The following is a 26,502-nucleotide window of genomic DNA, read 5'->3' as shown; positions in this document are numbered from 1 at the left end:
AGTACACGGCGCTGCCTAAATCGTAGGTCGAACTGTGAGCAAGGTGCGGCTTGTTGCATGTTGTTGCATGATTGCCGCAGAGCACATCGGTTCAACGGTTCACAGAGCCGAGGCCCCGGGGGACTTCAGTGGAACTGCGACTCACCGCCATCGACCCCGTGCGAGAGCGCCGCGCGGACCTTCTCGTGGACGCGGAGCCCGACGATCCGGTCGGTTCCGTGGCACGGGAGATCTCCCGCCGGCTGGGCGTGCCGCCGCCCGGCGGCGGAGCTGCGAAGAACGGCGGCAAGGCCGGGGCGAACGGCGCCGAAGCCCCCGACGGGCAGGCGCCGCCGCTGCACATCAACGGCTTCCGGCTCGATCCCGCGCTGCCGTTGGCCGAGTCACCGGTCCGTGACGGCGTGCTGGTCTCCGTCGGCGCACCACAGGCGTGCCCGCCGCCCGAGGCGCAGGGGACTGTCGAGGTGCGGGTCGTCGGCGGGCCCGACGCGGGCGGGGTACACCGGCTGGGCCCGGGCGTGGCCGTCGTCGGAAGCGGACCCGACGCCTGGATCCGGCCCGCGGACACGACGCTGCCGCGGTCCGCCTGCGAGGTCGACGTCGCCGTGGACGGCGGGGTGACGCTGCACCCGGCGTTCGGCAGCAGCGTGACGCTGGACGGCCGCCCGGTCGAGGGGCCCACGGTCTGGCGGCGCGGGAGCGTCGTCGCCGCGGGCCACACGCTGCTGGAGCTGCGCGCCCCGTCCTTCCCCGACACCGCGCTCAAGCCCTCCCAGGACGGCACGGGCCTCGACTACAACCGCCCGCCGCGCATCACGCCCGCGCCGCGCAAGACGAAGTTCCAGCTGCCCACCCGGCCCAAGCAGTCGGAGGCCAGGCCGCTGCCCTGGGTCGTCGCGCTGGCGCCGCTGGCCGCCGCCGTCGCCATGGTGATGCTGCTGGGCAGCATGATCTACCTGATCATGGCGGTGCTGACGCCCGTCTCGCTGCTGACCCACCACTTCTACGACCGCAAACACGGCAAGAAGTCCTACCGTCGGATGCGCGTCGAGTACGGACAGCACAAGGTCTCCATCGAGTACCAGGTGCGCAGGGCCATGGCCGAGGAGACGGCGGCCCGCCGCGTGGCCTGCCCCGACCCGGCCGAGCTGTATCTCGCGGCCACGGGCCCCGGCCAGCGCCTGTGGGAGCGGCGGCTGGAGGACGAGGATCATGGGATGCTCCGCGTCGGCACCGGCACCCTGCCCTCCGAGGTGGAGCTGACCGACCCCAACCAGCAGGAGCACCGGCGCTCCGAGCCGCTCGGCCTCACGGACGTACCGGTCTCCGTCCCGCTGCGCACCCACGGCGTCCTCGGGGTGGCCGGGCGCGGTGAGCTGCCCCGCTCCATCGGGCGCTGGCTGGTCGCGCAGGCCGCGGCACTGCACAGCCCGGCCGATCTGACGGTGTGTGTGCTCACGGAGTCCTCGGGGCGTGAGAGCTGGGAGTGGGTGCGCTGGCTGCCGCACGCCCGGGGCCGGGAGGAGCACGGCGCGGTCGCGCTGCTGGGCACCGACGTGGAGAGCGTGGCCCGCCGCATCAGCGAGCTGCTGGCCACCCTCGGCGCCCGTCAGGAGGCCGGGCGCGAGCAGGGTCCGGGCGGCGAGCGAAAGTGGCGTGGCCCGTCGGTGCTGGTGGTGCTGGACGGTTCGCGCAAGCTTCGGGCGCTGCCGGGGCTGACCCAGCTGCTGCGCGAGGGGCCGCGCTTCGGGATCCACCTCGTCTGCCTGGACGCGGACCGCAGCCTGCTTCCCGAGGAGTGCCACGCGCTCGTGGAGGAGGACCACTTCGGGCTGCTCCAGGTCTCGCAGGTGGGTGCGGAGCCGGTGGAGTCGGTGCGCCCCGACTGTGTCTCCCCCGCGTGGTGCGAGACGCTGGCCCGCGCCATGGCGCCGGTGCGGGACGTGAGCGAGAAGGAGGCGGGTGCGCTGCCCGACTCCTGCCGACTGCTCGACCTGCTGGGTCTGGAGCCGCCGTCGGCGGCCGGGGTGGGTGCGCGGTGGGCGGCGGGCGGCCGTTCGACCGCCGCCGTCATCGGCGAGTCCTTCGACGGCCCGTTCAGCATCGACCTCGTACGGGACGGGCCGCACGGGCTGGTCGCCGGGACGACCGGCTCGGGCAAGTCGGAGCTGCTCCAGACACTGGTGGCCTCGCTCGCGGTGGCCAACCGGCCCGACGCGATGAACTTCGTCCTGGTCGACTACAAGGGCGGCGCCGCGTTCAAGGGCTGCGAGCAGTTGCCGCACACCGTCGGCATGGTGACCGACCTGGACTCCCACCTGGTGGAGCGCGCCCTGCTCTCGCTCAGCGCCGAACTGCGGCGCCGGGAGCGGGTGCTGGAGGCGGCGGGCGTGAACGACCTGGAGAACCACATCCTGGCCACGCGCCGCGACCCGTCGCTCAAGCCGCTCCCCCGGCTGCTCATCGTGGTGGACGAGTTCGCCTCGATGGCCAGGGAGCTGCCGGACTTCGTCACCGGGCTGGTCAACATCGCCCAGCGAGGCCGGTCGCTGGGCATCCATCTCATCCTGGCGACGCAGCGGCCCAGCGGCGTGGTGTCACCGGAGATCCGCGCCAACACCAACTTGCGGATCGCGCTGCGGGTCACCGACAACGCGGAGAGCCAGGACGTGATCGACGCGCCCGACTCCTCCCTCATCTCCAAGAACACCCCGGGCCGCGCCCTGGTCCGGCTGGGCGCTTCCTCGCTGCTGCCCTTCCAGTCGGGCCGCGTCGGAGGCCGCAGGCCCGAGGCGGCGGTCACGGCCGAGCCATGGGCGGCGCTCGTGGAGTGGGAGGGCCTCGGCCGCCCGGCGCCCGCGCGCCCCCGGCCGCCGGGGCGGTCCGAGGACGATCCGCTGACGGATCTGGCGCTGCTGGTGGAGTCGGTCAACGAGACCGCCACCGCCATGGGCTTCGAGGAGCCGTACCGCCCCTGGCTGGAACCGCTGGAGGACCTGGTGACGGTGGCGGGCCTGCCCGGTGTCGAGCACCGCCCGCACGGGGACGTCCAGCCGGCCGTCTTCGGGGTGACCGACGTACCGGCCCGGCAGTCCCGGGTCCCGCTGGCCCTCGACCTGGTGGACGGGGATCATCTGCTGCTGGTGGGCGGTCCGCGCTCGGGCCGCTCCACCACGCTGCGCACGATCGCCGGGTCCCTGGCGGCCTCGTCGTCGCCGGGCGACGTCCACCTGTACGGCGTCGACTGCGGCTCCAACGCGCTGGCGCCGCTGGCCGAGTTGCCCCACTGCGGCGGCATCGTCACCCGGAGCCAGACCGACCGGCTCACCCGCCTGCTCGGCCGGCTGCACGCCGAAGTCTCCCGGCGCCAGCAACTCCTGGCGCGCACGGGCGTGACGGGCGTCGCCGAGCAGCGGGCCACGGCCGCCACACCGCAGGAGCGGCTGCCGTGGATGGTGCTTCTGCTGGACGGCTGGGAGAGCTACACCGCCGCTTTCGAGGCGTACGACTACGGCAAGCTCATCGACTCCATGACACAGCTGTTCCGCGAAGGCCCTTCGGTGGGCCTGCGGGTGGTGATGACCGCGGGGCGGAGCGGGCTCGCGGGCACCGTCTCCTCGTCGTTCGGCGACCGGCTGATCCTGCGGCTGGCCGATCCCAACGACTACAACACGGCCGGTATGGCGCCCCGGGACGTGCCCTCCCACCTCCCGCCGGGGCGGGCCCTCAAGCCGGGTGACGACGGGGTGCTGGAGAGCCAGATCGCGCTTTTGGCCTCCGACGCCTCGGGCCAGGCCCAGGTCCAGGCCCTGCGCGACATCGCCACCACGGCGGCCGAGACGTACGGCCGCCCGCCGCGCGGGCTGCGTCCCATCCGTGTGGACGCGCTGCCGGCCCGGGCCACGGAGCGCGAGGCGCTGGCGCTCGACCCGGACTTCGTGCCGCCCTCGTCGATGTGGGCGCTCGTGGGCGTGGGCGGGGACGAGCTGGCTCCGGTAGGGGTGGACCTCACCCAGCACGGGCCCGGCTTCGTCATCGCCGGACCGCCCAAGTCCGGCCGCTCCACGGCGCTGCTGTCCGCCGCGCGCTCGCTGCTGCGCGCGGGGCTGCCGCTGGTCGTGATCACCCCCAAGCGCTCCCCGCTGCGCGAGCTGGCGGGGGCGCCCGGGGTGCTGGGGCTGCTCCAGGACACCTCGGCCGCCGCCGAGTTGCAGGAGGTGCTCACCCGCGCCGCCGGGGAGCGGTACGCGGTGGTCGTCGACGACGCCGAGCTGGTGTACGACACCCCGCTGGACGCGGTGCTGGAGTCGGTGGTGCGCACCGGCGTGGACGGTGACCACGCGGTGCTGGCCGCCGGGACGACCGACACCCTCACCGCGCAGTACCGGGGCTTCGTGAAGCAGTCACGGCGCTCGCGCAGCGGCATGCTGCTGTCCCCGCAGAACAACTCGGACGGCGAGCTGCTGTCCATCCGGCTGCCCCGCACCAACAGCGCGGGGGCGCCGGGACGCGGGCTGCTGGTCCTCAGCGGCGACACGATGCCGGTGCAGGCGGTCACCGAGGCGTAGCCGGGCCGCCCCGTCCGGACCGGGGCGGCCCCGCCGGAAGGCGGAAACGGGAGGCGGGCCGCAGCCCTGTCGGCTGCGGCCCGCTTCCCGCGTCCTGGCGCAGTGGCCAGTTGGTGTGACGCTGCGGTCAGTTGGTGACCTGATCGATGTTGTCGGCGTTGGTCCTGGCCGCGCGGCCGGCCTCCTGCAACGTCTCCACGAACCGGTCGAACGTCGGCTTGAGGCCCTCCCACTCGGTGCGGAAACTGTCCGCCTTGTTACCCGTCCAGTAGCCCCCACTGTCGGTGCAGGCCGTCTGAAGGCTGGTAATCACTCCCTGAAGCTGCGTCGCGTCCCCGTCGAACTTCGTCGCCAGCTCGCGCAGCCGTGCCAGATCGGCACCGTTCATCGTCATAGAAGCCTCCCCGTTCAGTCTTTGACAGCTTGCCGAAACCGTAACGCACCAACGTCCGGAAGGTACCCGCGTCTTGTCACGCTTCAGCCCCGCTGCCGTTACGGACCTGCCGTGGGCCGTGGTGGGCTCGCCGGGTGTCGTACTCTCGGTGCAGACCCCGGGCAGGCGTGCCGCGCCCGTCAGCCGGAACCATGGATCAGCACCCGGCTCTCCTCCAGCCCGGCCTCCGCCAGGAAGGCGGTCAGCGCATCCGCCGGGTCCACCCCGGTGGGGTTTCCCGTCTGCTCGTTGCCGGCGACCAGGAAGTAGCCGGGTTTCGGCGCGTTCTCGACCTCGCGGACCAGCCCGGCGAGGGTGCCGTCCGCGAGCCGGAACACGAAACTGTTCCAGGGGCCGAGGTCGTCCCAGGTGATGTCGGGATCCCCCCAGCGCTGGACGGCTTCCTCCGTCGTCAGGTCGAGATAGGCGGCCTGTACGACGCGGAGCAGCAGAGCAGCGTCGACGCGCTCCATCGTCATCTCACCTCCGTGACGAACACCGGGATGCGGGCGAAGTCCTCACCATTGTGGAAGACGTGGCCCACGCCCTCGCCCCCCCAGATCCCAGGTTGCGTAACCGGATCTGTAGGAAATTCCTGTTGGCTGGGATGAAGTGTAGAACTCGAAACTGCCGGCTCCCGCATCCGGCGGGATGGGACCGACATGTGCCTGCGCCGCCTCCACCTGGGCGTTACGCGGCACCCGTCCCCACAACTCACTGCTGTCCACCACCTGCTGTGCCACGTCGGGAGTCTGCGTCGGGGAGCCCTTCCGGTGGAAGGGGCCGTGCAGGGTGGCAAGCTCGCCGATGTCCGGGCGGCCCGGTGGCAGGGCCAGGGGCTCCCTGGGCGGCTCGGGAGCGGGTGCGTCGTTCCCGCCGCCCTTGCCGAACAGTCCCTTGAGCCGGTCCTTCAGGCTCGGCCCGCACTTGGGCGCGAGTCCGAGGACGTCGGTGACGGCGTGCGGATTGTGGACATAGGTTGGGCGCCGGGGCGAGGCCGAGCGGGTCGCTGGTGACGGTCGGCCGGCCCGGCTCGTCGCGGATGAGGGTGGCCGTGGAGGCGTCCGGGCGCGTGACTGTCGCCACGCGGCCCGCCTCGTCGTAGCTGAGGGTAGCCGTCCTGCCCAGCGCGTCCGTGTGCGACAGCGGTCTTGTTGTGTGCGTCGCGCTCGATACGGGTGCGGTTGCCCAGTGGGTCGATCTGACCGCTCGTCGTCGTACTCGAACCGCAGCGGAAGACCTGATGAATTGGTGACTTCGGTCAGGTCACCCTCGGTGTAGCCGTAACGCTTGACCGTGCTGTCGGGCCCGTCCGTGTGTCCGAGAAGCAGCGCCGTGACGCGCTCGTCCTCGACCGTCAGTTTCACCTCGTAGCCGCCGCTGTGGACGAGCCGCGTCGGCGTGCCCGTCTCCGCGTCGTACTCGAAGGTGATGCTGTGCCCTGCACGGTCGGTGAGCTGCGCGATCCGCGCTTCGCCGTCCACGCCGGTGCTTTCCTCGGCAGCGGCACCCTCCGGTGGGTCGAAGTGGTGTCAGGGCTGGTGGTTCCCGACCAAAAGATCTTTCAGGGGATTCCGGTTCAAGTGCCGTCGTCCGCTCTGCGGGGCCCGGCCACTCCCGCCCTTACGGGGTGCAGGCCTCGGCGATCGACAGGCTGTTCTCGTAGAGGTGGTGCCGGGTGACCCGGCCTTCCTCGACGGTGAGGTGCAGTGCGAACGGGCCCGCGAAAGACTTTCCCGTCGCGCGTACCGTCCCCGACACATGCCCCGTCAAGACGGCGTCGGTGCCGTCGACGAGGAAGGTGTCGACGGAGGCGCGCGCGTCCTCCGGAACGGTGTACTCCATCAACTCCGTGACCTGGGCGGCGCATTCGGCGGCGGTGGAGCGCGGCCGGATCCAGGGGACGACGGGGTTCTCGGCGAGCAGCCAGTCGACCTCGTCGGCGAAGAGTTCCACGAGCCGCCCGGTGTCCCCGGCCATCCGGGCGGCCAGGAACTTCCGCACGACGGTCCGGGTGGCGTCGGCGGGGGAATTCGCCGCGGTGGATGAACTCGCCGTGGTGTCGCTGGACTTGCTCGCCTTGGCGTCACTGGACTTGACGGACATGGCGCTCTCCTCGCGGCTGCGGCCGGATCCCGGCGGGGGTTCCCGGCGGTGTGCTTGATCCTGCCGGGGAAGGGGAGAGCGGTCGATTACTCCAGGAGTAATCAGCGGCCAGCAGCGATGGGGCACCTTCCTCGGGCCACGATCACGCACTGCGCTGCCACCACAGAGGTCGAGCCAGAACGGCTGAAGCGCTCGGTCACGGGAGGGCCGGAGCGAGGCGTTTGACTTCGCGCAGGGTGGGGGTGGTTTCCAGGTTCTGGATGCCCGGCAGGGGGCCGATCCGCCGGTCGATGTAGTCGTACAGGTCGGCGGGCGTGCGGAAGACGCCGCTGGCCACGAGGTTGGACGTGCCCGTGATGGCGGCGGCGAAGGCGATGGCTGGATGTCCCGCGAGGGTCTCACCGACGGTGCGCAGGTGGGCGGGTGCCACATTGAGCCAGATCTGGGTGCTCATGTGGTAGCCGAGGAGTTGGGGGTCGAAGTCGACGGAGAGGTCCAAAGCGTCTTCGCCGCGCAGCCGTTCGAGGTGGCGCTGGACACTGGAGGGTGACCGGCCGGTGGCCTTGCTGAGCTCGGGCAAGGTGGCGCGCCCGTCCCGGGCCAGCTCGGCGAACAAGGTGCGGTCGGTGGCGTCCAGGGACAGAGGGCTGACGCGGGTGCCGGAATCCACCGCGTCCGCCGGGGTGACGGCGGAATCCACCGCGGGGGTGGCGGGGCGGAAGCGGGTGGCGTGCCAGGTGCTGGTGGCGCCGACGAAGGTGCGCATCATGCAGTGGGCGCTCACCGAGAGCACATGGGGCGTGCGCGGCAGTTTGTGCAGCAGCAGGGCGTTGCGCTCGTCCGAAGTGCGCGTGTTGACGGCGCAGTAGAGCTCGGTGCCGCCGGAGGCGAGGGTCACCCAGCTGGTGTCGGGGCGGCGGGCCAGCGCGTCGGCGATGGTGCCGGCCGCGTCGGGGGTGCAGCGCAGCCGCAGCAGCCAGCGGACGAGCCCCAGCCGGGTGGGGTTGGGCCGGCCGACGATACGCAGCCCCAGGCCGCGCAGGCGCTGGTAGCGGCGTGCGACGGTGCGCTCGGAGACGCCCAGGCGGCGGGCGAGGTGACTGAAGGGGGCCCGGCCGTCGAACTGGAGGGCCTCCAGCAGGTCCTGGTCGAGAGCGTCCAGGTCGACTGAATCCACCGCGATGCCTCGCTTCTGTGCCGGAATCTTCCAGGCCGCAGGATATGCCTTGGGACCCGCGCGGCGCGGACAGGAAGGTGGGCGCTTCCTTCCCTTCCTCTCCCTGTGGGGGTTCTTGTCATGCGTATCTGGGGGCCGTTGGCCGCCCTCTGTCTGGGCACGTTCATGCTGCTCATCGACGTCACGATCGTGCTGGTCGCGCTGCCGTCCATGTCCGCTTCCCTCGGCTCGTCCCTGTCACAGCTCCAGTGGGTCGCCGACGGCTACGCGCTCGCGGTGGCCGCGGCACTGCTGGGCGCGGGCATGGTGGCCGACCGGCACGGGCGGCGCCGGGTCTACACGGTGGGGCTGGTCGTGTTCGCGGTGGCCTCGGTGGCCTGCGCGCTGTCACCGGGCATGGAGTGGCTGATCGCCGCCCGCCTGGTGCAGGGCGTGGGCGCCGCGGCGATGTTCACCACCACCTTGTCCCTGATCAGTACCCTGTACTCGGGGCGCCGGCTGGGGCTGGCCTTCGGCGTCTGGGCGGCGGTGGCCTCCAGCGCCTCCGCGCTGGGCCCGGTCCTGGGCGGGCTGCTCACCCAGGCTCTGGACTGGCGGTGGATCTTCTACGTCAACATCCCCGTCACCCTCCTCGCCCTGGCGATGACCTTCCGGTTCGTCCCGCGCTCCACGCCGGACCGGACTGCCGCCCGGCGCCTGGATGTTCCCGGGGTCGCGCTGTGCGCACTCGGTGCGGGCGGGCTCGTGTACGCGCTGACCGCCTCGCATGCCGGGGGCTGGATCTCGGCGGGGACGCTGGTGCCGCTGGGCATGGCGCTGGTGGCGTTCGCGGCCTTCGTCGCCGTGCAGCGCCGCAGCACGCATCCGCTGCTGGACCTGTCCTTGTTCCGCCGTCCGGCGTTCACCGCCGCGATGATCACGATCGCGCTCGGCGAGGGCACGGTGTACGGAATCCTGCCGTACACCTCGCTGTGGTTGCAGTCCGTTCAGCAGCTCTCCCCCATCGGCGCCGGGCTGGTCGTGCTGCCGCACGCCGTGGCCGCCGGGCTGGTGGCGGTGCTGTGCGGGCGGTGGATGCCCAAGCCCTCGCCCCGGCTGGGCGCCGGTCTGGGACTGCTGCTGGCCGGGCTCGGGACGGGGCTGGAGGGCTTTCTGGGCCCGGGGTCCGGCTGGCCGGTGCTGGTGGGCGGGCTGGCGCTGAGCGGGGTCGGCATGGGGCTGGTCTTCCAGGTGGCGGCCTCCCTCGCCCTCGGCTCGGTGCCCGCCGGGCGCGCCGGGATGGCGTCCGGTGCCTACAGCACGTGCGAACAGCTCGGCTATGCCGTCGGCGTCGCCGTCTTCGGCTCCCTCGCGGTCTCCGCCATGAGCTGTTCGCTGGACGGCGAGGCCGCCGACCCGGAGGCCACGGCGCGGACTCTCTCCGGCGGCGGGGCCGACACGCTGCTCGCCGCCGTACCCGCCGGAGAGCGGGCCTCCTTCGAGCACACCCTGCACGCGGTCTTCGCCACCGGCCACAACACGCTCGCCCTGACCGCCGGCGCGCTGTCGGTGGCCGGTGCGGCGCTCGTGCTCTGGCTGACCCGCCGGCCGAAGGCCGCCGAGCCGGTTCCGGGGCCGGCGCCCGAGCCGGTGCGGGCCCCGCACTGACCGCCTGACCGACCGAGGCCCCGCGCCCGCCCGTTCGGGCCCGGGTCAGCGCCCTCAGATCAGGCCGGGGTCGGATCCCTCAGACCTGGGCCGGAAAGTCGAAGCGCACGCTGGTCAGCTCTTCCGACACCTCCCACAGGCGGCGGCCGGTCCCGGGATCGGCCGCCGCCGGGGAGAGCTCCACCCGGGTCGGTCCGCCGCGCAACTCGCCCGGACCGTCCGGCCCGATGAACTGGCCGCCCGCCACGTCCTGAGCGGTCGCCGCGTACAGCTGTGGCAGTGCGCCCCGGGCCGGGGTCTGGGCGAACAGCGGGTTGCCGATGCGGCCGAGCACCACGCGCCACAGGCCGGTCGGACCGTTCTTCTGCAAGTTGGTGGCGGTGTAGCCGGGGTGGGCGAGCACACTGCGTACGGGGCTGCCCGCCTCGGTCAGCCGCCGGTGGAGCTCGTGGCCGAAGACGGCGTTGGCGAGCTTCGACTGGTTGTAATAGGTCATGGGCCGGTAGCGGCGCTCGCCGTGCAGGTCGTCGAAGAAGAGGCGCCCTTGCCGGTGGTTGACCGAACTGACGGTGACCACACGAGGATCGCGCCCGGCGGTCAGCAGGTCCAGCAGCAGCCCGGTGAGCGCGAAGTGGCCGAGGTGGTTGCAGGCGAGCTGCAACTCGTGGCCCTGCGCACTCAGCGAGCGGGGCGGTGCCATCACCCCGGCGTTGTTGACGAGTACGTCCAGGCGGGTCCGGTCCGCGCGCAACCGCTCGGCGAAGGACCGGACCGACGCGAGGTCCGCCAGGTCGAGGTGGCGCACCTCCAGATCGGCGTCGGGCTGTTCGGCGGTGAGGTCCGCGACCGCCCGGCAGCCCTTCTCCTCGTCGCGTACCGCGAGGATCACGTGCCCGCCACGGCGGGCGAGTGCCCGGGCGGTGGCCAGGCCGAGACCGCTGGCGGCCCCGGTGACGACGAACACCCGCGTCCTCTGGTCCGGTATCTGCTCCGCGCTCCAGCGCTGCTGTGGCTTCATGTGGCACATATTGCTGACGATGGCACACAGTGTCAACACGATCCTGAGTGCCATACGCGGCATGGCGTGTAGGATTGCCGTGTGAGTACCCGCCCTGAAGTCAGCCTGGCCCAGCGCAAGCGTCAGCTCGTCTCGGACGAACTGACCGAGGCAGCGCTGCAATTGCTCGCGTCGAAAGGCTACGAAGCGGTCACCGTCGACGAGATCGTGAGCGCCGCCGGAGTATCGCGGCGGACCTTCTTCCGGTACTTCGCGTCCAAGGAGGACGTGGTCGTCCGGTTCCTGACGGACATGGGCGCCGGTATGCGGGCCGAGTTGGCGGCCCGCCCCGCCGGGGAGCCGCCCTCCGTGGCGCTGCCGCATGCCGTCCGCGTCCCCCTCGCCACCTGCGCCGAGCACGGGGACAGAGCGCTGCGGGTGGTGCGGCTGATCCTGCGGACGCCCGCCTTGCACGCGCACTTCCTGGAGCGTCAGGTGCGATGGCGCGACGATCTGGCGGAGGAGTTGGCACACCGTCTGGGGCTCGCGAGCGACACCGATCTGTATCCGCGCCTGGCGGCCGGGACGGCGCTGACCGCCTTCGGCACGGTGCTGGAGCGGTGGAGCGGCAGCGACGGCGCCCTGGACCCCGCCGAACTGACCGACCGCGCCTTCGCCGTCATCGCCCCGGCACTGGACGCCGTCGTACGGTAAGCCCCGGCGCGGGGCGAAGAGGGCCGGCGGGGGCGGCGGGGATCCGGCCGGTGGCCGCCCGGTGCCGGGTTACCGCTCCGGGGTGATCAGCCGCAGGTCGGCGCCCGCGGCGCGGATGCCCTGGGCCGCGGGCTCGGTGAGCGCGGCGTCGGTGAGGACGGTGTCGAAGGCGCTGAGCGCCGCGACCTTGTACATGCCGAAGGTGCCGTATTTCGAGGAGCCCGCCACCAGCACCGACTGGGAGGCGGCGGCCATGGCGGCCTGCTTGACCTCCACCTTCGCCTCGGACGGAGTGGTCACCCCGCGCAGCAGGTCCCAGGAGCTGGTGCTGATGAAGGCGAGGTCGAAGGCCAGTTGGCGGATGGTGGCCGCCGCCAGCCGGCCGACGCTGGAGTGGTTGTCGGGCTCCACCTGACCGCCGACGTGGATGACGGTCACCTGGCGGGCCGGGAAGAGGCGTTCGACGGCTCCGAAGTCGTTGGTGACGACCGTGAGCCCCTCGCGCTCCGTCAGGTGCGGCACCATCGCCAGCAGCGTGGTGCCCGCGTCCAGGTAGACGGTCATCCCGTCGTGGACCAGCTCCGCCGCCGCCCCGGCCATCGCGCGCTTCTCCGGCTGCTCGACCTGGGACTTGGCCTGGAAACTGGGCTCGGAGTGGAGCTGGTTGGCGATCCGCACCCCGCCGGGGACGGAGAAGACCAGGCCCTGGCTTTCCAGTTCGGCGATGTCCCGGCGAACCGTCATGTGCGAGACGCCGAAGAGCTGGGTGATCTGCTGAACGCTGAGCACGCCCTCGCGGCGCAGGTGCTTCACCAGGAGTTCGCGTCGCTGGTCTGGGATGAGCGGTGGCTCTTCCGAGGAGGCCATGCTGCGTTTCTCCGTCCTGATCCGTCGTTCGCGGCCCGCCCGCGATGCCGTTCGCGGGCCCGCCCGCAGCCCTCATCTTGCCCGAATCGCACGTCCGGATCTCAGCCCACCGCTCCTCAGCCCACCACCGTGCTCAGCAGCAGGATGCCCCCGAGGCTCAGCACGGACTGGAGCGAGAGCATCAGCGTCCAGGTGCGGAACGTCTGGGCGATGCTGAGCTGGAAGTACTCCTTGAACAGCCAGAACCCCGAGTCGTTCACATGGGAGAGCATCACCGCTCCCGAGGCCGTGGCCAGCACCAGCAGCTCCGGGGAGAGCCCGGGGTAGGCGCCGACGAGCGGGGCCACGATGCCGGTCGCCGCCGCTGTCGCCACCGTCGCCGAGCCCAGGCAGATGCGCAGCAGCGCCGCGACGCCCCAGGCGAGGATCAGCGGGGGTATCGACCAGTCGACCGCGTAGTGCGAGATGACGTCGTCGACGCCGGTGGCCGACAGCATCTCCTTCAGGGCGCCGCCCGCGCCGAGGATCAGGATGATGGCGCCGACGGGGCCCAGGCCCTTTCCCGCCATCTTCTGGAGCTGGCCCAGCCCGAATCCCGAGCGGACCCCCAGCGCGAAGAAGGCGAAGACGACCGCCGCGATCAGCGACAGGACGGGGGTGTCGCACGCCTCGAAGAGGGTGTATGCCCATGTTCCTTCGGTGGCCACGGCGGTGCCCAGGGTGCCGGTGAGCATCAGCGCGGCGGGCAGCAGCACCGTGATCAGCGCCAGGGTCAGCGAGACGGGGCGTCGGGCGTCCTCGGGCGCGGGTCCGGGGTCGGGTACGGGGCCCTTGCCCAGGTCGGGCGCCGGGCCGAACCAGCGTGCGGCCACCCGCGTCAGCAGCGGACCGGTGACGATCGCCAGGGGGACGGCGATGATCAGCCCGTAGAGCAGGGTGAGACCCGTGCTGGCGTGATACGCCTGCACGGCCAGGGTGGGTGCGGGGTGCGGGGGCAGCAGACCGTGCGAGACGTAGAGTCCGGCGGCCATGGGGAGCCCGACGAACAGCAGGTGGGAGCCGGTGCGCTGGGCGACCGCGTAGACCAGCGGTACGAGCATCACGAAGCTGACGTCGAAGAGGTGCGGCATCCCGATCAGCAGGGCCGCGGCGGCGATGGCGGTCGGGATCCACTTCACCGGGCGGGTGCCGATGAAGGCCGTGGCGATCTTGTCTGCGCCGCCGGAGCCCAGCAGGATCCCGCCGAGGATCGTGCCGAGGCCGATGACGGGTCCGGTGCCGCTGAGAGCGTCGCCGAAGCCGCTCTCGAAGTGCTCGACGGTCTTTGTGGGCGAGAGGCCGTTGGCGAAGCCGAGACCGAGGGCGCTGATGGCGAGGGCCAGGAACGGGTGCAGCTTGCACTTGGTGATCAGCAGCACGAGGACGGCGATGGCCGCGGCGGCGAGCAGCAGATGCTGGATGTCCGCGCTCATGACCGGCGCTCCGAGAGGCGTGCGGCCGGCCGGGGCTCGGCGGGGCGTGCGGCGCGGCCCGCTTCCCAGGCGGCACGCAGGCCGGTGTCGTAGTCCTCGATGTCGTCGAGGGTGAGCAGCGCGCCCTGGGCGACATCGCGCCGCAGCCGGGCGTTCCCGGCGAGGTAGAGCGGGGCCACGTCGGGGGGTGCGTCCTCGTCACCCAGCAGTACGGCGCGCACGCCGGTCACGTCGTGGTGGTGGCCGACGGTGGTCAGCGGGCTGCCTGCGGGCAGGTCGCGCTCGGCGCGGCCCGCGAGGACGGCGACGCCACGCGGATCGGTGCCGCCGGAGGGGCGGTGGTGCAGGACGGCGGAGAGCAGCGAGAGGGGCGTCTCGACACCCATGAGGTGGTAGGGCAGATAGACCGCCGCGTGCCGCCCGTCGCGGCTGACGACATGGCCCTTGGCCGCGAGCGTGCGCCAGGTCTCCGGGTCGTGGGTGCGGACGACGACGAAGACGCCGCCCGCGAAGGACGCCTCGCCGGGCAGCCGTAGCGCGGTGAACACGTCGACGGCGCCGGGACGGTGCAGTACTCCGCCGTCCTCGCGCGGGGCGTAGACGTCGGCCAGTTCGGCGACGCGGGCCACGGGGTAGTGCAGCGCCTCGGTGTCGGGGCGGAAGCCGGTGGCGTTGGCGACGACGGCCATCTCGCAGTAGTCGGCCGTGGCGCCGGTGGGCAGCGCGGCGACGGCCTCGGCGCGGGCTTCCAGGGTGGCCCGTATGTCCTCCCCGAGCTGGAGGAGGCCGGCCAGGCCGGGGGCCGGCACGGTGGTGTCGAGCTGGGTGACCGTCCCGGCCTCCGGGTCGAGGACGAGGTCGTACTCGGTGGACTTGCCGATCGCGACGATCTCCAGGCCGAGGGTCTCGGCCCAGGTGACCAGGCCGATCAGGTTGGCGGGCTGATCGCCGTCGGCGGTGGTGTACACGAGGCCCCGCTCCTGGGCCAGTTCGGCAAGGTGGAGCCCGGCGACGGAGTCGACCTCCTTGCTGACCATGGCGACGTGCCGCCCGGACAGCAGCGCTTCCCTGGCCATCGCGTAGCCGTGCGCGGGGCTGCCGGTGGCCTCGACCAGGATGTCCCACTCCGCGGCACCCAGGAGCCCGGCGTCCGCGATGAGCGCGATCCGTCCGGCGCGGGTGGCCTCCGTGACGGCTGCCGCGTCGGGGCATACGGCCAACTCGTCCTCGGCGTAGCCCAGTTCGCGGCACACCTCGCGCAGCCGTGCCACGTCCACGTCGCACAGGGCGACGGGGTGGAGGCGGGCCAGGTGCCGGGTCTGGGCGAGCAGGGTGCGGGCGAAGCCGCCGCCCGCACCCGAGAGCGCGTAGCGGACGGGTCGGTCGCCGGTGTCGGCGAAGAGGTGGTGCACGTTCATGGGGCTCCTCGGCGGGTGCTCGGTGCGGCGGTGACGGCGGCTCTCCGCGCCGGGCCCACACCGATTAACAGAAACTAAGCCTCGCTTAACATTAGAGTCAATACTGGTAACATAACTTCACATGCACCGTACGTAGGTGCAGCTCACAGGGGTTATCGCCACCGGCGCGACGGCCCCGCCCGTACGCGAACTGGAGGGCCGATGCCGATCCTTGGGGCCATCGCCGACGACTTCACCGGCGCGACAGACCTCGCCACGATGCTGGTCGCCCGGGGTTTCCGTACCGAGGTGACCGTCGGCCCGCCGGACCCGGCCGCCCTGCGCGCCGCAGGCGAGGGCCCCTCGGGCGTGGACGCGGTCGTCGTCGCCCTCAAGTCGCGCACCGCACCCGTGGAGACGGCGGTGCGCGACTCGGTCAGCGCCTTGCGGGCCCTGCGCGCGGCCGGCTGCGCGCGCTTCTACTTCAAGTACTGCTCCACCTTCGACTCCACCCCGCAGGGCAACATCGGCCCCGTCACCGACGCGCTGCTCGACGAGCTGGGCGAGCGGCACACGGTGGTCGTCCCCTCCTTCCCCGCCACGGGGCGCACCGTCTACCGCTCGCGGCTCTTCGTCCACGACGACCTCCTGGACGAGAGCCCGATGCGCGACCACCCCCTCACACCGATGCACGACGCCCACCTCGGCCGCCTGCTGGCCCCGCAGACCCGGCGGGCCGTGCACGCCCTCCCCCACGAGACGGTGCGCGCCGGTGCCGCCGCCGTCCGCGCGGTGCTGGCGGAGCCCGCGTGCCAGAACGGGCTGATCGTCGCCGACGCCACCACCGACGACGACCTGCGCGTCCTGGCCGCCGCCACGGACGAGCTGCCGCTGGTCACCGGCGCCGCCGGGCTCGCGCTCGGGCTGACGGGCCCGCGCCCGGACGCGGAGTCGGCGCGGGCCCGCGCCGCCGAGGCGGGCCCCTCGGCCCGGGGCGCCGTGCTGTCCGGCAGCGCCTCGGCGGCCACCCGCGCACAGGTCGCCCACGGCCGCGCGCACCTGCCGCACCGCAAGCTCGACCTCGGCGCGCTGCGCGACGACTTCGAGGCGGCCGTGGCCGCGCTCACCGGGTTCGCCGTCCACTGCTGGCGAGACGATCCGTCGCACCCGCCCCTGATCTACGCCGTCGGCGAGGAGAGCGACGTCGAACGGTCGGCACCCGGCGCGGATGACGGCGGCTCACCGGCGGAGCTGGTGGAGCGCGCGCTCGCCCGCTGTGCGGTCGGCCTGGTGCGCGCGGGGGCGACCCGGCTGCTCGTGGCGGGCGGGGAGACCTCGGGCGCCGTGGTCACCGCACTCGGCATCCATACGCTGCGGATGGGCGCCCCGCTGGGGCCCGGCGTCTCCTGGGCGACGGCGGAGCCGCGGGCCCGGGAGGGGACGCAGCCCGGAGCGGGGACGCGAGCCGACGCGGGGGGAGTCGGCACGGGGGCACAGGCCGGGGAAGGCCCGGCGCGGAGGATCGACCTCGCGTTGAAATCCGGCAACTTCGGGGCGACCGACCTGTTCACCTCGGCCTGGGACGCGCTGGCATGAACGGCATACGTGACGAACTCGCGGCGGCGGGCGCACACTTGGCGGGCCTCGGGCTGAGCCCCGGCTCCTCGGGCAACCTCAGCGTCCGCGACGGCGACCGCGTCCTGCTCACCCCGACGGGCACCGATCTCGCCGCGCTCGACGCCGGCGCGCTCAGCGAACTCACGCCGGACGGGACGCACGTGGCGGGCCCGCGCCCCTCGAAGGAGTTCCCGCTGCACACCGCCTTCTACCGGCGGGACCCCGCGCTGAGAGCCGTCGTCCACCTGCACTCCCGGCACGCGACGGCCGTCAGCTGTCTGCCGCCGTGGTCCGCACGGAGCGCGCTGCCCCCGCTGACGCCGTACTTCGTCATGCGGGTCGGCCAGACGCCGCTGATCCCGTACGCGGAGCCGGGCGACCCGGACCAGGCCCTCCTGGTGGAGCGGCTCGGCTTCGGCTTCCACGCCGCACTGCTCCAGAACCACGGCCCCGTGGCCGCCGGCACCTCGATGAAGGCGGCCGTGGACGCCGCCGTGGAGTTGGAGGAGGCAGCCGCCCTCCTGATCCTGCTCGCCGGGACCCGGCCGAACCCGCTGGAGGACGCGCGGGCCCGCGAGCTCGCCCGGCGCTACGGAACGCACTGGGACGCCTGCGACGCGGGAGACGGCACAGTCTGAGACGGGCCGGAAACGGTGCCGCACCGCCTCAACTCGCGCCGCGTCGAGGGCGGGTGGGTGGGTACCCGGCGGGCGGGAGCGACCAGCTCGCGACGTGCGGGCCGGGCTCCGGAGAACGAAAGAAATGGAACGGCAGAAGGAGTGGACATCCCATGGGGATCACCTTCCGCAAGAGCTTCCGGATCCTGCCGGGGGTCCGGATGAACGTCAACCGCAAGTCGGTGTCCTTCACCACGGGCGGCCGGGGCCCGCGCAGGACCTACAGCTCCACAGGCCGCCGAACCACGTCGATGGATCTGCCCGGGCCCTTCGGCTACCGGAAGACCCGAAGCAGCCGATCGCACAAGGGGCGCAGCCACAGGCACTGAGCCCGCCCACGGACACTGAGCCCTGAGCCCGCTTCGGAGGCGGGCTCGGGGCTCAGTGCGGCGGCCGGGCAGCGGGCAGCGCGCGGCGGCCGGGCCGTCGTACACCGCCCCCGTGCGGCGGACCAGCTTTCGCCGGTCCGCCGCACGGGGGCAGCTCTTCGCGTGCCGCAGCCCGTGTGCCGCAGCGGTGTCTCACATCCGCAGCAGCCGCTGGGTGTTGTCGCGGTACTGCTGGAGGGCACGGCGCAGCTCCTCCGTACCGGACTCGCCCTGCTGGTCGTGCCAGCCCGACCTGAGGAAGCGCCGCAACTCCGCGAGGGTCTCGGTCAGTTGGTTCGCCGCTTCCTCGAACGCCTCGTCGGCCTCCCGCACGGCTGCGCGCGGGTCTTCGACGAAGGTGCTGACCGCGTGCTGGAGGCGCAGGTCCAGCTGCTCGCTCCGTCCCTCCGGGAGCAGCCGCTCTGTCTTGAGGGACGTCCCCGCGGGGGCGGGCGGCGCGGCCGGGGCCCCCTTGCCTCGCCCGGGTGCGGGGCCTGTCCGGCCGCTCGCTCCCGAAGTTCCCGCCGGGGGCTGGGGTACGGGAGGAGGCGTGGGAGGCAGGGGCGCGGTCCTGGGGCGTTCGGCGTCGGCCGTCATCGGGCTTCGCCCCCCTTCATCGGGTAGCCCGGCGTCCAGCGAGCTCGGCCGCCGCGGCCGGACTCGCGTCCGCGTCCCGCAGCGGACGTCGGCTCGTGCTTGTCGTGCGTGCGGCCGATGCCACGGGTGTGTCCGAGTCCGCGCCCGTGCGTCGTGCCGTCGTGGTGCGGGGTGGCCAGCACCTCGAACAGGCCACGCGCCTCCAGGAAGGCCGCGCGCATCTCCTCGGTGTTCTCACCGCGCAGCGCCTCGTGGACGCGCAGGTATCCGTGCACGTGGTGGGCGTGGTGCACCGACAGCGCGTCGATGCGCTCCTCGAACGTGACGTTCGGCGGGTAGCCGCGGTCGGTGGACAGCTGGGCCAGCAGCACGTCCGCCTCGTTCAGCGCCGCGGGCGGCGACTCCACGAAGTGCTCCTGAACCGCGGTCCAGCGCTCGGCGTACCGCTCCTGCGCGCCGGGTACCAGCGGCTTCTCCTTCAGCGAGCCATAACGCCGCAGCCGGTCGTTCAGCTCGCGCCTGGCGGCCTTGGTGTCGCCGTTGTGGCGAGCCACGGCACGGTCGTACTCGGGTCCGAAGCGCCGCTTCACGCCCGGCCCCCCGACGCCCGCACCCTGCGTGAAGCGGAGGGCCAGGCCGAGGGCGACGGCCAGGATCACGACGAGACCGACGATGAGCAAGATGGTGAACATGTCCGCCCTCTCCGGCTCCCGGCACGTCGCGCGGTCCGTCACGGTCCGTCGCGCATGTGGCGGGAGCCGATCTGATGGGTCGTTGAGCCCCGGCTCCGGGGCCCGGCGGCGGTCGGGTAGCCCGCCCCAACGCCCGTAAACGCCCCGCGTGATGGACATCGCCCCCTGGTCTCCGATCCTTGCCCTGTCACCCCAGTCGTGGTACCACAGACGTAGCACCACCACAGCCGTGGTGGATACGGGCGACCGGAGCGGGGGAAGCCGCATGGGCGGGACAGCGGTGGTCGTGGGTGCGGGAGTGGGCGGGCTGGCCACGGCGATCGGGCTGCGGCGGGCCGGATGGCAGGTCTCGGTGCGGGAGCGGCGCGAGGGACCCGAGCGGTACGGCACGGCGTTCGGTATCCACCCCACCGCACAGTCCGCTCTCGAACGGCTGGGCGTGGGCGAGGCCTTCCATGCCCGCGCGGTGCCCTACCGGGGCGCGCGCATCCGCACCCCGGCGGGCGCCGTGCTGGCGAGCCTGCCGCTGGAGCGGATCGAGCGGAAGGCGGGCCGCCCCGAAGTGCTCATCTCGCGGCCGTACTTGATCGACGCGCTGCTGGCGGAGCTGGAGCGGTTCGGCGACGTACCTCTCGCCTTCGGGGACCGGGCCGAGACCGCCGAGGATGTGGACAAGCTGCTCGCGGGGCACGATCTGGTCGTGGGCGCCGACGGCCTGCGCAGCACGGTGCGCACGGCCCGGTTCGGGGAGCACAGCACGCCCCGCCACGTCGGCACCGTCGCCTGGATCGGCGTCGCGGACCTCGAGAGCGGCGTCCACGGCGAGACGTGGGGTAAGGGCCGCTTCTTCGGCATGACGCCCATCGAGCCCGGCCGCACCAACTGGTACGCCACGGTGCCCGCCGCCGGTCCGGACAGCGCGGACGGTCCGGACAGCGCGGACGAGGTGCGCGCCTACTTCGACGGCTGGCACGACCCGATCCCGCGCATCCTCCGCGAGACCGACCCGGCCACCTGGATCCGCTACGAGATGCGGCACCTGTACCCCGCGCTGCCGGCCTTCGTCACCGAGGGACGGATCGCACTGGTCGGCGACGCGGCGCACGCCATGACACCCAACCTGGGCCAGGGCGCGTGCACCGCACTCCTGGACGCCGAGGCCCTGAGCCGCGCGATCGCCGGGCGGACCGGGCAGGGCGCAGCCGGGCTGGGCGCAGCCCTGCGGGCCTACGACGCCGAGCGGCGGCGCAGCGCCCAGCGTGTGGCCCTCGGGTCACGCACCCTGCACCGCTTCATGTCCGCAGAACGCACCCGACTGCGCGACTCGCTGGTACGCGCGCTGCCCGCGTAAAGGCGCCGCCTGCGGACGGTCATCGTCAAGGCGTGCAGGCCCCACGCTGAATGCCGACCTCACCGCCCTCGACGCCTCCCGTGCCAGGCCCGGACCCCCGGGCTGCGGAGCGTCTCGTGAGCCGCCACCGCGCCCAGGCCCTGGACCCCAGCTCAGCGGGTGCAGCCCTCCTTCTTCTTCTCGCCGGGGAGCCACGCCTTGACGAAGCGCTCGGTCGCCGCACGGCGCTCCTCCTCCCCGTCGCCCTTCACGGTGTGGAGGGAGAACGTGAACGTGAGGGCGTCGGACCTGTTCTTGGAGCCCTCCCGGCACGCCGTACTTCCCAGGCTCTTGCCGTCCCGCACCTCGGCCCAGCCGGAGAAGGGGGGATTCTTGATGTACCGGGGGTGGTCCTCGGTGGATCCCTTACGGTCCACACTCGGCATCTCATAGAGCGTGATGTAGAGCCCGTCCCCGCCATCGACGGTCACGTCGCAGCGCACGAAGTGCCGGTCGATGTGCTCACGCCGCTCCCGCTTCTGTTCGAGCTTCTCGCCATCCGGCAGCAGCGGGTCGAGCACACCCTTGGAGACCTTCACCCCGCAGATGTCACGCGGCAGGTCGTACTCCCGGCCCGCACACCCCGAGACGGCCGGGAGGAGAAGGGCCACGGCGGCAAGCGGCAGGAGCACACGCCGTGCGGCGTGCCTGACGCTTCCCACGCTCAACGGGTGCAGCCACCCTTCTTCTTGTCCCGGGGCACGAACGCCTTCGCGAATCGCAGGATGTCCTTACGGGAGAGGCGTGGAGAAGACGACTGCTCTTTCCCATCACGGAAGTCGAAAAGATACGAGCGCGAATCCGCGCGGCTGCTCTTGCAGGGCGTGGACAGGTGGAGCTCGTCGTCACCCTGCACTGCCCAGTGCACATCCGGCAGGTGCACGGACCGGGAATCGTGCAACGTCTTCCGGGACACGCGCTTGTCGCCGTCGGTCAGCGGCTTGTCGAGCTCCGTCCTCCGAAGCGAGAGCATGGCGCTCCCGTCGATGGACACCGCACATGTGATGACCGTGTCGTTGCCGTCGGACAGGTCCCGGGGCGGCGACTGCTTCAGCTCCTTTCCGTCAGGAAGCAGCGGTTCGATCGCCTCCTTCGGGATCTTCGTCCCGCAGAACTGCTTGGGGATCGTGTATTCCCTGCCACCGCCCCCGGAGCAGGCCGTGAGGACGAGGACGAGTGCGGAGGCGAGCGGGACGAAGGCCCCTCGCGCGACGTGCCTGGTTCCGGTCATTTCCTACGGGGTTCCTCTGTACCGCTTCGCATCGCCTATCCCGTCCTGTGCCGCGGCGTTGATCTCTGCCAGCGCACCGTGATTCTTCGAGTAGTCGTCCCTCTCCTTCGCCCAGTCCCGGTTGGTCTCGTACCATTCGTCCTTGAGTGCTTCGAGGCGCTTGTCCTGGAGCGCGGCGACGTCACTGCTGTCCTTGCTTCCGTCCTCCTGGATGCGGAGGGTCTCGTCCTCGACCAGCGCCTTGCTGATCGCGAACGCGGCGTGGTCGATGTGCCCGCCCACCGTCGGCGGCAGCCAGGGCGAGGCGGCGGTGGCGGCCGTGCCCACCACCAAATAGCCGCCCATGCCCTTCGCACCCCACCCCAGGTCTTTGAGCTCCTGCGCTGTCTTGTCACCGATGGCCCGGGTCCGGGCCTCTTCCAGGAACCCGACCGTGCGGCCCGACCGGTCCAGGCTATCTCGGGGCTTCGACTCCTCCGTGTCCTCTGTCGTCTCGTGGATGTCCTGCATCATGGCCCTGTCCATGGCCTGGTTGAGCACCTGGTAGCTGTCCGGATCGCGGGAGATCTGTTTGGTGACCTCCAACATGTCATTCCGGTCAAGCCGCCACTCCTCGCTTGTCCCGCCCATCGTCAAGTGCGCGTCCTCGCCGTGGTTGCCCAGCAGCCTGGCCATGTCGTCGCGGATGGCGGTCGGCATGTCGTCACCCTTGTCGGCCAGCCGGGACAGCACGCCCTCCAGCACCTGCTTGTGCTCCGGGCGGTGCTCGACGTACTCGGCCGCCGGGTCGTCCGGGTTCATGCCACTGCCAGCGGCGAAGAGGGCGTCGCCCAGGGCCTCGCGGGAGAGGAGCTTCTTGTCCGGGTCGGCGCCGTCGGAGTCGAGTTTGTCCTCGTCGTAGTAGGCGCGCTCCTTCAGGAGATAGTCCGCCTTGTCCCCGTTGTTGAAGACCGCCGTCGAGGCGTCGGGGTTGTGGCTGAGGGCCTTGAGGTAGCCCGTCATGGGGTCGTTACCCCGGGAATTGTCGTTGGAGTGGTCCAGGTCGGTGCCCGGCGCCATCAGGCCCCATGCCTCCGGGCCCTTGCCCTTGCCGCGCTCGAACTTGAGCATCTCGTCGCCGTACCGGTCCAGGAAGCCCTTGTCGAACTGACCCTTGCCCATGAGGTTGCTCATGACCTGGAAGCCGTACGCCTTGGACATGATGCCGGGGTGCCCGAACTCCTTGGTGCCGGCCTTGATGACCTCGTCCTCCCAGGCCTGCATGCCCGGCGTGTTCTGGCGGGTGGCGTTGGCCAGGGTCATGCTCAGGTTGTCCTGGACGTGGCCCAGCAGTTCGGCCCTGGCGCCCGTTGGGGTGTCGCCCTTGCCGGGGTCGGCGAGCGAGCGCCAGAACTGGAGGGTGCCCTCGCCCCCCATGACCTGGCTGAACGTGGTGGTGAACGCGGGGTTGTCGCGCTGGTTGCGGAGCGCCTCGTTGAACTTCTTGAGCTGCGGCTCGGTGAGCTTCTCGGGATGGTTGCCGAGGTCGTGGAGCTTCTTCGTCCAGTACGCGGCGTCCTCCTCGCCCTGCCGCGCGTCGGCGGCCTTCAGGCTGCCCGCGTTCTGGCTGCTGAACTCGTGCTTCCGCTTCGCTATCGCTCGCAGCTCGCGGGCCGCGATGCGGTCCGATTCCGCCGCGTCCCACAGCACGCGTTCGATCCGCTTCGCGGCGGCGTCGAGCTGCTCCTGCGTCGGCTTCTCGGCCTTGGCCGTCCCGTCGGACTCGACCGCCGTGCCTTGTGCGTTGATGTGGATGTGCTGCTTCTTGACGTCCTCGATGACGGTCTCAAGGTCTTCCTTGTGCTTCGTGAACTTCTTGTGCGCGGATTCGAGAATGCCCAGGACGTCCCCGGCCTCCGCCGCCATCTCGGTCATCTCGACCGCGGTCCTGGAGACGAATTGCTGGGTGACGGCCGCGTTCTCGCCCGCCCAGTCCGCGCCGCGCGCCGCGCCGCTCAGCCCGGCGGCCGACACCTCGCCCTTGCTCTTGCCCTTGTCGCCCCCGCCGCCGTCCCCGTCGGCGATCGTCCTGAGCCTGCGGACCATCTCGCGCCAGTCGGTCACCGCCGTGTTGAGCTTGCCCAGCCGCAGATCGCGCAGTTCGCGCACCGTGAGCATGTCGGCCTTCGCGCCCATCCCCGTGTCCCGCCTTCCGGTGTGCCTCAGTCCTTCTGCATCCACTTGTCGAGCTTCGCGATGGACGACACCTCGCCCTGGACGTGGGCCTCGTCCTTGTTGTGCTGCGCCTTGGTGTAGTCGAGGTGGTTGGAGATCCGGGCGCACGCGTCCTTGAGCGTGGTCACCTTGGTGGTCCACGCGTCGTGCAGCTCGGTGAGTGCGGAGCCCATGTCCAGGCCGTCGTTGAAGAGCTCGATGGAGGCGTCGAACGTCGCCGGGCGCGCGTGGTCGGCGTCGACGCGAATCCGTTCGCGCAGGTCGTACGCCATGTTGCCGAGGGCGCCCAGGGAGTCGTTGTTCACGACGAGGTTGGGCCCGCCCTTGACGGAGGAGGGGTACCCCCCGCGCGGGCCGCTGTCCGCTCCGCCGCCGCCGGATGTGGGGCCGTTCAGTTGCGTGTGCGTCGAGCCCTGTCCCGACGCCGAGGACTTCAGTTGCTCCCACTCTTCCCAGGCCATCTGCCGTTCCTCCCGTGTACACACAGCTCACAGATGCAAGCCTCTCAACGTAGGGGTGCATGCGTGGGACTGGCAACTGCGAATGGGAGAGGGCGTGTTGACGATCCGGCTGAGCCGATTCTGATGGCTCTTGCCGGTCGGGGCTGGGCCGGGGCACGCGTCAGGCATAGAGACGCCCAGACGCCAGGGCACGGGCCCCGTCCGCTCACGCCCGGCCGGGCCACATGGTGAGCATGGGGAGAAGGGGACGGGGGGGGTGAGCGGGGCCCGGCTGGCGCGGCGTGTCCGACCGCAAGCGGTGGTGACCGGACCGAGCCCTACGGCAGTTGCCAGGAGACCCCGTCCGGGGTGTCGAGCCACAGCGTGTGCTCCGGACCCTGCACAGTGAGGCCGTAACGCTCAACTCCCGGCTGCCCGGCTCGTTCCCAGTCACGCAGGAGGGAAAGCCGCTCGTCCCACAGGTTGCGGTTGTGCGGACCGTCGTGGTCGATGCGGGCCTCCTCGTCGCACACGGTCATGCGGGCCCATGCTCCGGATGCCGGGTGATGGATGACGTGGACCGTCGCCCTGCCGGTATCGGTAGCCGAGGTTGGCCACGATGGCCCCGCCCGGAGCGAGCTGGTCGAGCCATGCCGCCGGGATGCGGGGTAGGCCGCAGGTGGCGATGACGCGAGTGATCGGGGCGCGGAGTTCTTCGATCGACCCGTACTGCCAGTTGGGGTTCACGTCGCACAGGTGCCACACCCCGGCATGACTAACGAGGAAGTCCAGTGCGGCGTAGCGGAATCCGTAGGAATCCATGAGTGCCCGGACGCCACGGGCGACCTCGGCAGACACGTCGCACACGGTGTGGGTGCAGGCGTCGTAGTCCCGGCTGAACTCCTCCCGCGCCGCTTCGGAATGGGTGTGGTCTCCAAGCGAAGAGCTGATCACCGTCGAGGGACGCACTTACGGGGGTCGAGGCCGACCCCCTGGGCGAGTTCCAGCACGTCGTACACATTGAACGCCCTGCCGAGGATCTTCCCGTCTACGCGGACGCACCGCCCGCCCTCGGTGTCGGGCGGGCACACCACGATCTTCGGTGTCATACCTCCACCGTGCGCCGGGCGAGCGCGCCCCGCATCCTGGTCAGGCGGACTTGCTTCCGTCTGTCGCTGTCATGCTCGCCTGCGGTCGGCTGAAGATCAAACGCTTCAAGGTACCGCCGTAGGCTGCTCTCGATGATTACCACCATCGTCTTCGATGCCGGCGAGACCCTCACCCGCGACGACCGCCACTGGGGACGCTGGGCCGACTGGCTCGGCGTCCCTCGACACACGCTCTCAGCGCTGGTGGGGGCCGTCGTCGCCCAGGGAAGAGACAACGCCGACGCAGTCCGGCTCCTCCGCCCGGGGATCGACCTGAGGGCAGAGCGCGCGGCAATGGAACAAGCCGGGGTCACCGAGCATCTGGACGACTCCGACCTGTACGGCGACGTACGCTCCGGTCTCACCGCCCTCCGTAAGGCCGGGTACGCGATCCACATCGCGGGCAACCAGACCGTCCGAGCCGGCGAACTCCTGCGCGCCCTCGATCTTCCTGCCGACAGCGTCTCAACATCCGCCGAGTGGGGCATCGCCAAGCCCGACCCCGGTTTCTTCGAGCGCGTCCTCCAGACAACTGGTACCGACCCGTCAGCGACGCTGTACGTGGGCGACCATCCGGCGAACGACATCGTCCCCGCGCGCGCGGCCGGGCTGCGCGCGTGCCTGATCCGCCGAGGGCCGTGGGGCCACCTCTGGAGCGACGATCCCAACGTCACCCCTGACTGGAAAATCGACGGCATCCTCGAACTACGCGACCTGCTCGGATGTAGACACACGTGACCGCCTCGCCGA

General features: G+C 71.7%; 26 protein-coding genes. 8 read left to right on the top strand and 18 right to left on the bottom strand.

Annotated elements, in window-relative coordinates:
• The first annotated feature begins 128 nt into the window (after positions 1–128).
• Positions 129–4,568 (top strand): FtsK/SpoIIIE domain-containing protein, encoded by a 4,440-nt coding sequence (locus tag OHB04_RS34845; protein ID WP_326691622.1) that lies wholly within the window; start codon positions 129–131, stop codon positions 4,566–4,568.
• Positions 4,569–4,695: 127 nt separating this feature from the next.
• Here OHB04_RS34845 and OHB04_RS34840 read toward each other — a convergent pair whose 3' ends face one another.
• The 5 genes from OHB04_RS34840 to OHB04_RS34820 form a co-directional block, all read right to left on the bottom strand.
• Positions 4,696–4,962 carry a WXG100 family type VII secretion target gene (locus OHB04_RS34840; protein WP_326691621.1) on the bottom strand — a complete coding sequence of 89 codons (267 nt, stop codon included), beginning with the start codon at positions 4,960–4,962 and terminating at the stop codon, positions 4,696–4,698.
• 179 nt (positions 4,963–5,141) lie between these two features.
• A complete protein-coding gene (locus OHB04_RS34835; protein WP_326809014.1) occupies positions 5,142–5,480 on the bottom strand; it encodes a hypothetical protein in 339 nt (112 codons plus the stop codon).
• A gap of 39 nt (positions 5,481–5,519) precedes the next feature.
• Positions 5,520–6,485 carry a hypothetical protein gene (locus OHB04_RS42000; protein WP_442815029.1) on the bottom strand — a complete coding sequence of 322 codons (966 nt, stop codon included), beginning with the start codon at positions 6,483–6,485 and terminating at the stop codon, positions 5,520–5,522.
• A 139-nt stretch (positions 6,486–6,624) separates the two neighbouring features.
• Positions 6,625–7,107: a nuclear transport factor 2 family protein gene (locus OHB04_RS34825; RefSeq protein ID WP_326809013.1), complete on the bottom strand. Its 483-nt coding sequence runs from the start codon at positions 7,105–7,107 to the stop codon at positions 6,625–6,627.
• A gap of 196 nt (positions 7,108–7,303) precedes the next feature.
• A complete protein-coding gene (locus OHB04_RS34820; protein WP_326809012.1) occupies positions 7,304–8,284 on the bottom strand; it encodes an Lrp/AsnC family transcriptional regulator in 981 nt (326 codons plus the stop codon).
• Positions 8,285–8,404: 120 nt separating this feature from the next.
• On the opposite strand from OHB04_RS34820, the gene OHB04_RS34815 reads away from it, so the two are divergent.
• Positions 8,405–9,931, top strand: coding sequence for an MFS transporter (locus OHB04_RS34815; protein WP_326809011.1), 1,527 nt, complete (start codon positions 8,405–8,407; stop codon positions 9,929–9,931).
• Between the two features lie 79 nt (positions 9,932–10,010).
• Here OHB04_RS34815 and OHB04_RS34810 read toward each other — a convergent pair whose 3' ends face one another.
• On the bottom strand, positions 10,011–10,949 hold the full coding sequence (locus OHB04_RS34810; RefSeq protein WP_326809010.1) for an oxidoreductase: 939 nt from the start codon (positions 10,947–10,949) through the stop codon (positions 10,011–10,013).
• An 81-nt stretch (positions 10,950–11,030) separates the two neighbouring features.
• On the opposite strand from OHB04_RS34810, the gene OHB04_RS34805 reads away from it, so the two are divergent.
• On the top strand, positions 11,031–11,642 hold the full coding sequence (locus OHB04_RS34805; protein WP_326691615.1) for an acyl-CoA-like ligand-binding transcription factor: 612 nt from the start codon (positions 11,031–11,033) through the stop codon (positions 11,640–11,642).
• A 69-nt stretch (positions 11,643–11,711) separates the two neighbouring features.
• Here the strand turns inward: OHB04_RS34805 and OHB04_RS34800 are convergent, their stop codons facing one another.
• The 3 genes from OHB04_RS34800 to OHB04_RS34790 all read right to left on the bottom strand — a co-directional run bounded on the left by OHB04_RS34800 (position 11,712) and on the right by OHB04_RS34790 (position 15,399).
• Positions 11,712–12,509 (bottom strand): DeoR/GlpR family DNA-binding transcription regulator, encoded by a 798-nt coding sequence (locus OHB04_RS34800; RefSeq protein ID WP_326809009.1) that lies wholly within the window; start codon positions 12,507–12,509, stop codon positions 11,712–11,714.
• A 116-nt stretch (positions 12,510–12,625) separates the two neighbouring features.
• Positions 12,626–13,981: a GntT/GntP/DsdX family permease gene (locus tag OHB04_RS34795; RefSeq protein WP_326691613.1), complete on the bottom strand. Its 1,356-nt coding sequence runs from the start codon at positions 13,979–13,981 to the stop codon at positions 12,626–12,628.
• On the bottom strand, positions 13,978–15,399 hold the full coding sequence (locus OHB04_RS34790; protein ID WP_326809008.1) for a homoserine dehydrogenase: 1,422 nt from the start codon (positions 15,397–15,399) through the stop codon (positions 13,978–13,980). Before OHB04_RS34790 ends, OHB04_RS34795 begins: the two co-directional genes overlap by 4 nt.
• 201 nt (positions 15,400–15,600) lie before the next feature.
• Here OHB04_RS34790 and otnK point away from each other — a divergent pair, with 201 nt between their 5' ends.
• From otnK to OHB04_RS34775, 3 genes are all read left to right on the top strand, one after another.
• A complete protein-coding gene (otnK, locus tag OHB04_RS34785) occupies positions 15,601–16,974 on the top strand; it encodes a 3-oxo-tetronate kinase (RefSeq protein WP_326691611.1) in 1,374 nt (457 codons plus the stop codon).
• Positions 16,971–17,633, top strand: coding sequence for a class II aldolase/adducin family protein (locus OHB04_RS34780; RefSeq protein ID WP_326691609.1), 663 nt, complete (start codon positions 16,971–16,973; stop codon positions 17,631–17,633). Before otnK ends, OHB04_RS34780 begins: the two co-directional genes overlap by 4 nt.
• A gap of 152 nt (positions 17,634–17,785) precedes the next feature.
• The gene (locus tag OHB04_RS34775; RefSeq protein WP_326691608.1) at positions 17,786–18,001 is read left to right on the top strand and encodes a DUF4236 domain-containing protein; all 216 of its coding nucleotides are present in this window, start codon (positions 17,786–17,788) and stop codon (positions 17,999–18,001) included.
• A 192-nt stretch (positions 18,002–18,193) separates the two neighbouring features.
• Here the strand turns inward: OHB04_RS34775 and OHB04_RS34770 are convergent, their stop codons facing one another.
• Positions 18,194–18,637 carry a hypothetical protein gene (locus OHB04_RS34770; protein WP_326691607.1) on the bottom strand — a complete coding sequence of 148 codons (444 nt, stop codon included), beginning with the start codon at positions 18,635–18,637 and terminating at the stop codon, positions 18,194–18,196.
• Positions 18,634–19,329 carry a hypothetical protein gene (locus OHB04_RS34765; protein ID WP_326691606.1) on the bottom strand — a complete coding sequence of 232 codons (696 nt, stop codon included), beginning with the start codon at positions 19,327–19,329 and terminating at the stop codon, positions 18,634–18,636. The genes OHB04_RS34770 and OHB04_RS34765 overlap by 4 nt, the downstream gene beginning before the upstream one ends.
• A gap of 265 nt (positions 19,330–19,594) precedes the next feature.
• Between OHB04_RS34765 and OHB04_RS34760 the strand changes: the two genes are divergently transcribed.
• The gene (locus OHB04_RS34760) at positions 19,595–20,680 is read left to right on the top strand and encodes an FAD-dependent oxidoreductase (RefSeq protein WP_326809007.1); all 1,086 of its coding nucleotides are present in this window, start codon (positions 19,595–19,597) and stop codon (positions 20,678–20,680) included.
• Between the two features lie 152 nt (positions 20,681–20,832).
• On the opposite strand, the gene OHB04_RS34755 is transcribed toward OHB04_RS34760, so the two are convergent.
• The 7 genes from OHB04_RS34755 to OHB04_RS34725 form a co-directional block, all read right to left on the bottom strand.
• Positions 20,833–21,381, bottom strand: a complete 549-nt coding sequence (locus OHB04_RS34755; protein ID WP_326809006.1) for a hypothetical protein — start codon at positions 21,379–21,381, stop codon at positions 20,833–20,835.
• 2 nt (positions 21,382–21,383) lie between these two features.
• The gene (locus OHB04_RS34750; RefSeq protein WP_326809005.1) at positions 21,384–21,950 is read right to left on the bottom strand and encodes a hypothetical protein; all 567 of its coding nucleotides are present in this window, start codon (positions 21,948–21,950) and stop codon (positions 21,384–21,386) included.
• 3 nt (positions 21,951–21,953) lie between these two features.
• Positions 21,954–24,125, bottom strand: coding sequence for a hypothetical protein (locus OHB04_RS34745; RefSeq protein ID WP_326809004.1), 2,172 nt, complete (start codon positions 24,123–24,125; stop codon positions 21,954–21,956).
• 26 nt (positions 24,126–24,151) lie between these two features.
• Entirely contained in the window at positions 24,152–24,625 is a 474-nt protein-coding gene (locus OHB04_RS34740) for a hypothetical protein (RefSeq protein WP_326691601.1), read from the bottom strand.
• Positions 24,626–24,942: 317 nt separating this feature from the next.
• The gene (locus OHB04_RS34735; RefSeq protein ID WP_326693147.1) at positions 24,943–25,143 is read right to left on the bottom strand and encodes a hypothetical protein; all 201 of its coding nucleotides are present in this window, start codon (positions 25,141–25,143) and stop codon (positions 24,943–24,945) included.
• A complete protein-coding gene (locus tag OHB04_RS34730) occupies positions 25,055–25,426 on the bottom strand; it encodes a hypothetical protein (RefSeq protein WP_326809577.1) in 372 nt (123 codons plus the stop codon). Before OHB04_RS34730 ends, OHB04_RS34735 begins: the two co-directional genes overlap by 89 nt.
• A 128-nt stretch (positions 25,427–25,554) precedes the next feature.
• Positions 25,555–25,713, bottom strand: a complete 159-nt coding sequence (locus tag OHB04_RS34725; protein ID WP_326809003.1) for a hypothetical protein — start codon at positions 25,711–25,713, stop codon at positions 25,555–25,557.
• A 132-nt stretch (positions 25,714–25,845) separates the two neighbouring features.
• On the opposite strand from OHB04_RS34725, the gene OHB04_RS34720 reads away from it, so the two are divergent.
• Positions 25,846–26,490 (top strand): HAD family hydrolase, encoded by a 645-nt coding sequence (locus tag OHB04_RS34720; protein ID WP_326809002.1) that lies wholly within the window; start codon positions 25,846–25,848, stop codon positions 26,488–26,490.
• Positions 26,491–26,502: the final 12 nt, after the last annotated feature.

Source organism: Streptomyces sp. NBC_01775 (genome assembly GCF_035917675.1).
In the GTDB taxonomy this organism is placed as follows: Bacteria; Actinomycetota; Actinomycetes; order Streptomycetales; family Streptomycetaceae; genus Streptomyces.
The sequence above is the reverse complement of the archived record's forward strand: the minus strand, read 5'-3'. Positions and strand labels throughout refer to the sequence as shown.

Excerpts from the sequence above, each read along its gene's own strand:
- OHB04_RS34770 (WP_326691607.1), bottom strand. The coding sequence starts at position 18,637 with ATGACGGCCGACGCCGAACGCCCCAGGACCGCGCCCCTGCCTCCCACG.
- OHB04_RS34720 (WP_326809002.1), top strand. The coding sequence starts at position 25,846 with ATGATTACCACCATCGTCTTCGATGCCGGCGAGACCCTCACCCGCGAC.
- OHB04_RS34750 (WP_326809005.1), bottom strand. The coding sequence starts at position 21,950 with ATGACCGGAACCAGGCACGTCGCGCGAGGGGCCTTCGTCCCGCTCGCC.
- OHB04_RS34790 (WP_326809008.1), bottom strand. The coding sequence starts at position 15,399 with ATGAACGTGCACCACCTCTTCGCCGACACCGGCGACCGACCCGTCCGC.
- OHB04_RS34800 (WP_326809009.1), bottom strand. The coding sequence starts at position 12,509 with ATGGCCTCCTCGGAAGAGCCACCGCTCATCCCAGACCAGCGACGCGAA.
- OHB04_RS34795 (WP_326691613.1), bottom strand. The coding sequence starts at position 13,981 with ATGAGCGCGGACATCCAGCATCTGCTGCTCGCCGCCGCGGCCATCGCC.
- OHB04_RS34835 (WP_326809014.1), bottom strand. The coding sequence starts at position 5,480 with ATGACGATGGAGCGCGTCGACGCTGCTCTGCTGCTCCGCGTCGTACAG.
- OHB04_RS34815 (WP_326809011.1), top strand. The coding sequence starts at position 8,405 with ATGCGTATCTGGGGGCCGTTGGCCGCCCTCTGTCTGGGCACGTTCATG.
- OHB04_RS34780 (WP_326691609.1), top strand. The coding sequence starts at position 16,971 with ATGAACGGCATACGTGACGAACTCGCGGCGGCGGGCGCACACTTGGCG.
- OHB04_RS34840 (WP_326691621.1), bottom strand. The coding sequence starts at position 4,962 with ATGACGATGAACGGTGCCGATCTGGCACGGCTGCGCGAGCTGGCGACG.
- OHB04_RS34825 (WP_326809013.1), bottom strand. The coding sequence starts at position 7,107 with ATGTCCGTCAAGTCCAGTGACGCCAAGGCGAGCAAGTCCAGCGACACC.
- OHB04_RS34740 (WP_326691601.1), bottom strand. The coding sequence starts at position 24,625 with ATGGCCTGGGAAGAGTGGGAGCAACTGAAGTCCTCGGCGTCGGGACAG.
- otnK (WP_326691611.1), top strand. The coding sequence starts at position 15,601 with ATGCCGATCCTTGGGGCCATCGCCGACGACTTCACCGGCGCGACAGAC.
- OHB04_RS34735 (WP_326693147.1), bottom strand. The coding sequence starts at position 25,143 with ATGACCGTGTGCGACGAGGAGGCCCGCATCGACCACGACGGTCCGCAC.
- OHB04_RS34765 (WP_326691606.1), bottom strand. The coding sequence starts at position 19,329 with ATGTTCACCATCTTGCTCATCGTCGGTCTCGTCGTGATCCTGGCCGTC.
- OHB04_RS34745 (WP_326809004.1), bottom strand. The coding sequence starts at position 24,125 with ATGGGCGCGAAGGCCGACATGCTCACGGTGCGCGAACTGCGCGATCTG.
- OHB04_RS34775 (WP_326691608.1), top strand. The coding sequence starts at position 17,786 with ATGGGGATCACCTTCCGCAAGAGCTTCCGGATCCTGCCGGGGGTCCGG.
- OHB04_RS34810 (WP_326809010.1), bottom strand. The coding sequence starts at position 10,949 with ATGAAGCCACAGCAGCGCTGGAGCGCGGAGCAGATACCGGACCAGAGG.
- OHB04_RS34760 (WP_326809007.1), top strand. The coding sequence starts at position 19,595 with ATGGGCGGGACAGCGGTGGTCGTGGGTGCGGGAGTGGGCGGGCTGGCC.
- OHB04_RS34725 (WP_326809003.1), bottom strand. The coding sequence starts at position 25,713 with ATGACACCGAAGATCGTGGTGTGCCCGCCCGACACCGAGGGCGGGCGG.
- OHB04_RS34730 (WP_326809577.1), bottom strand. The coding sequence starts at position 25,426 with ATGGATTCCTACGGATTCCGCTACGCCGCACTGGACTTCCTCGTTAGT.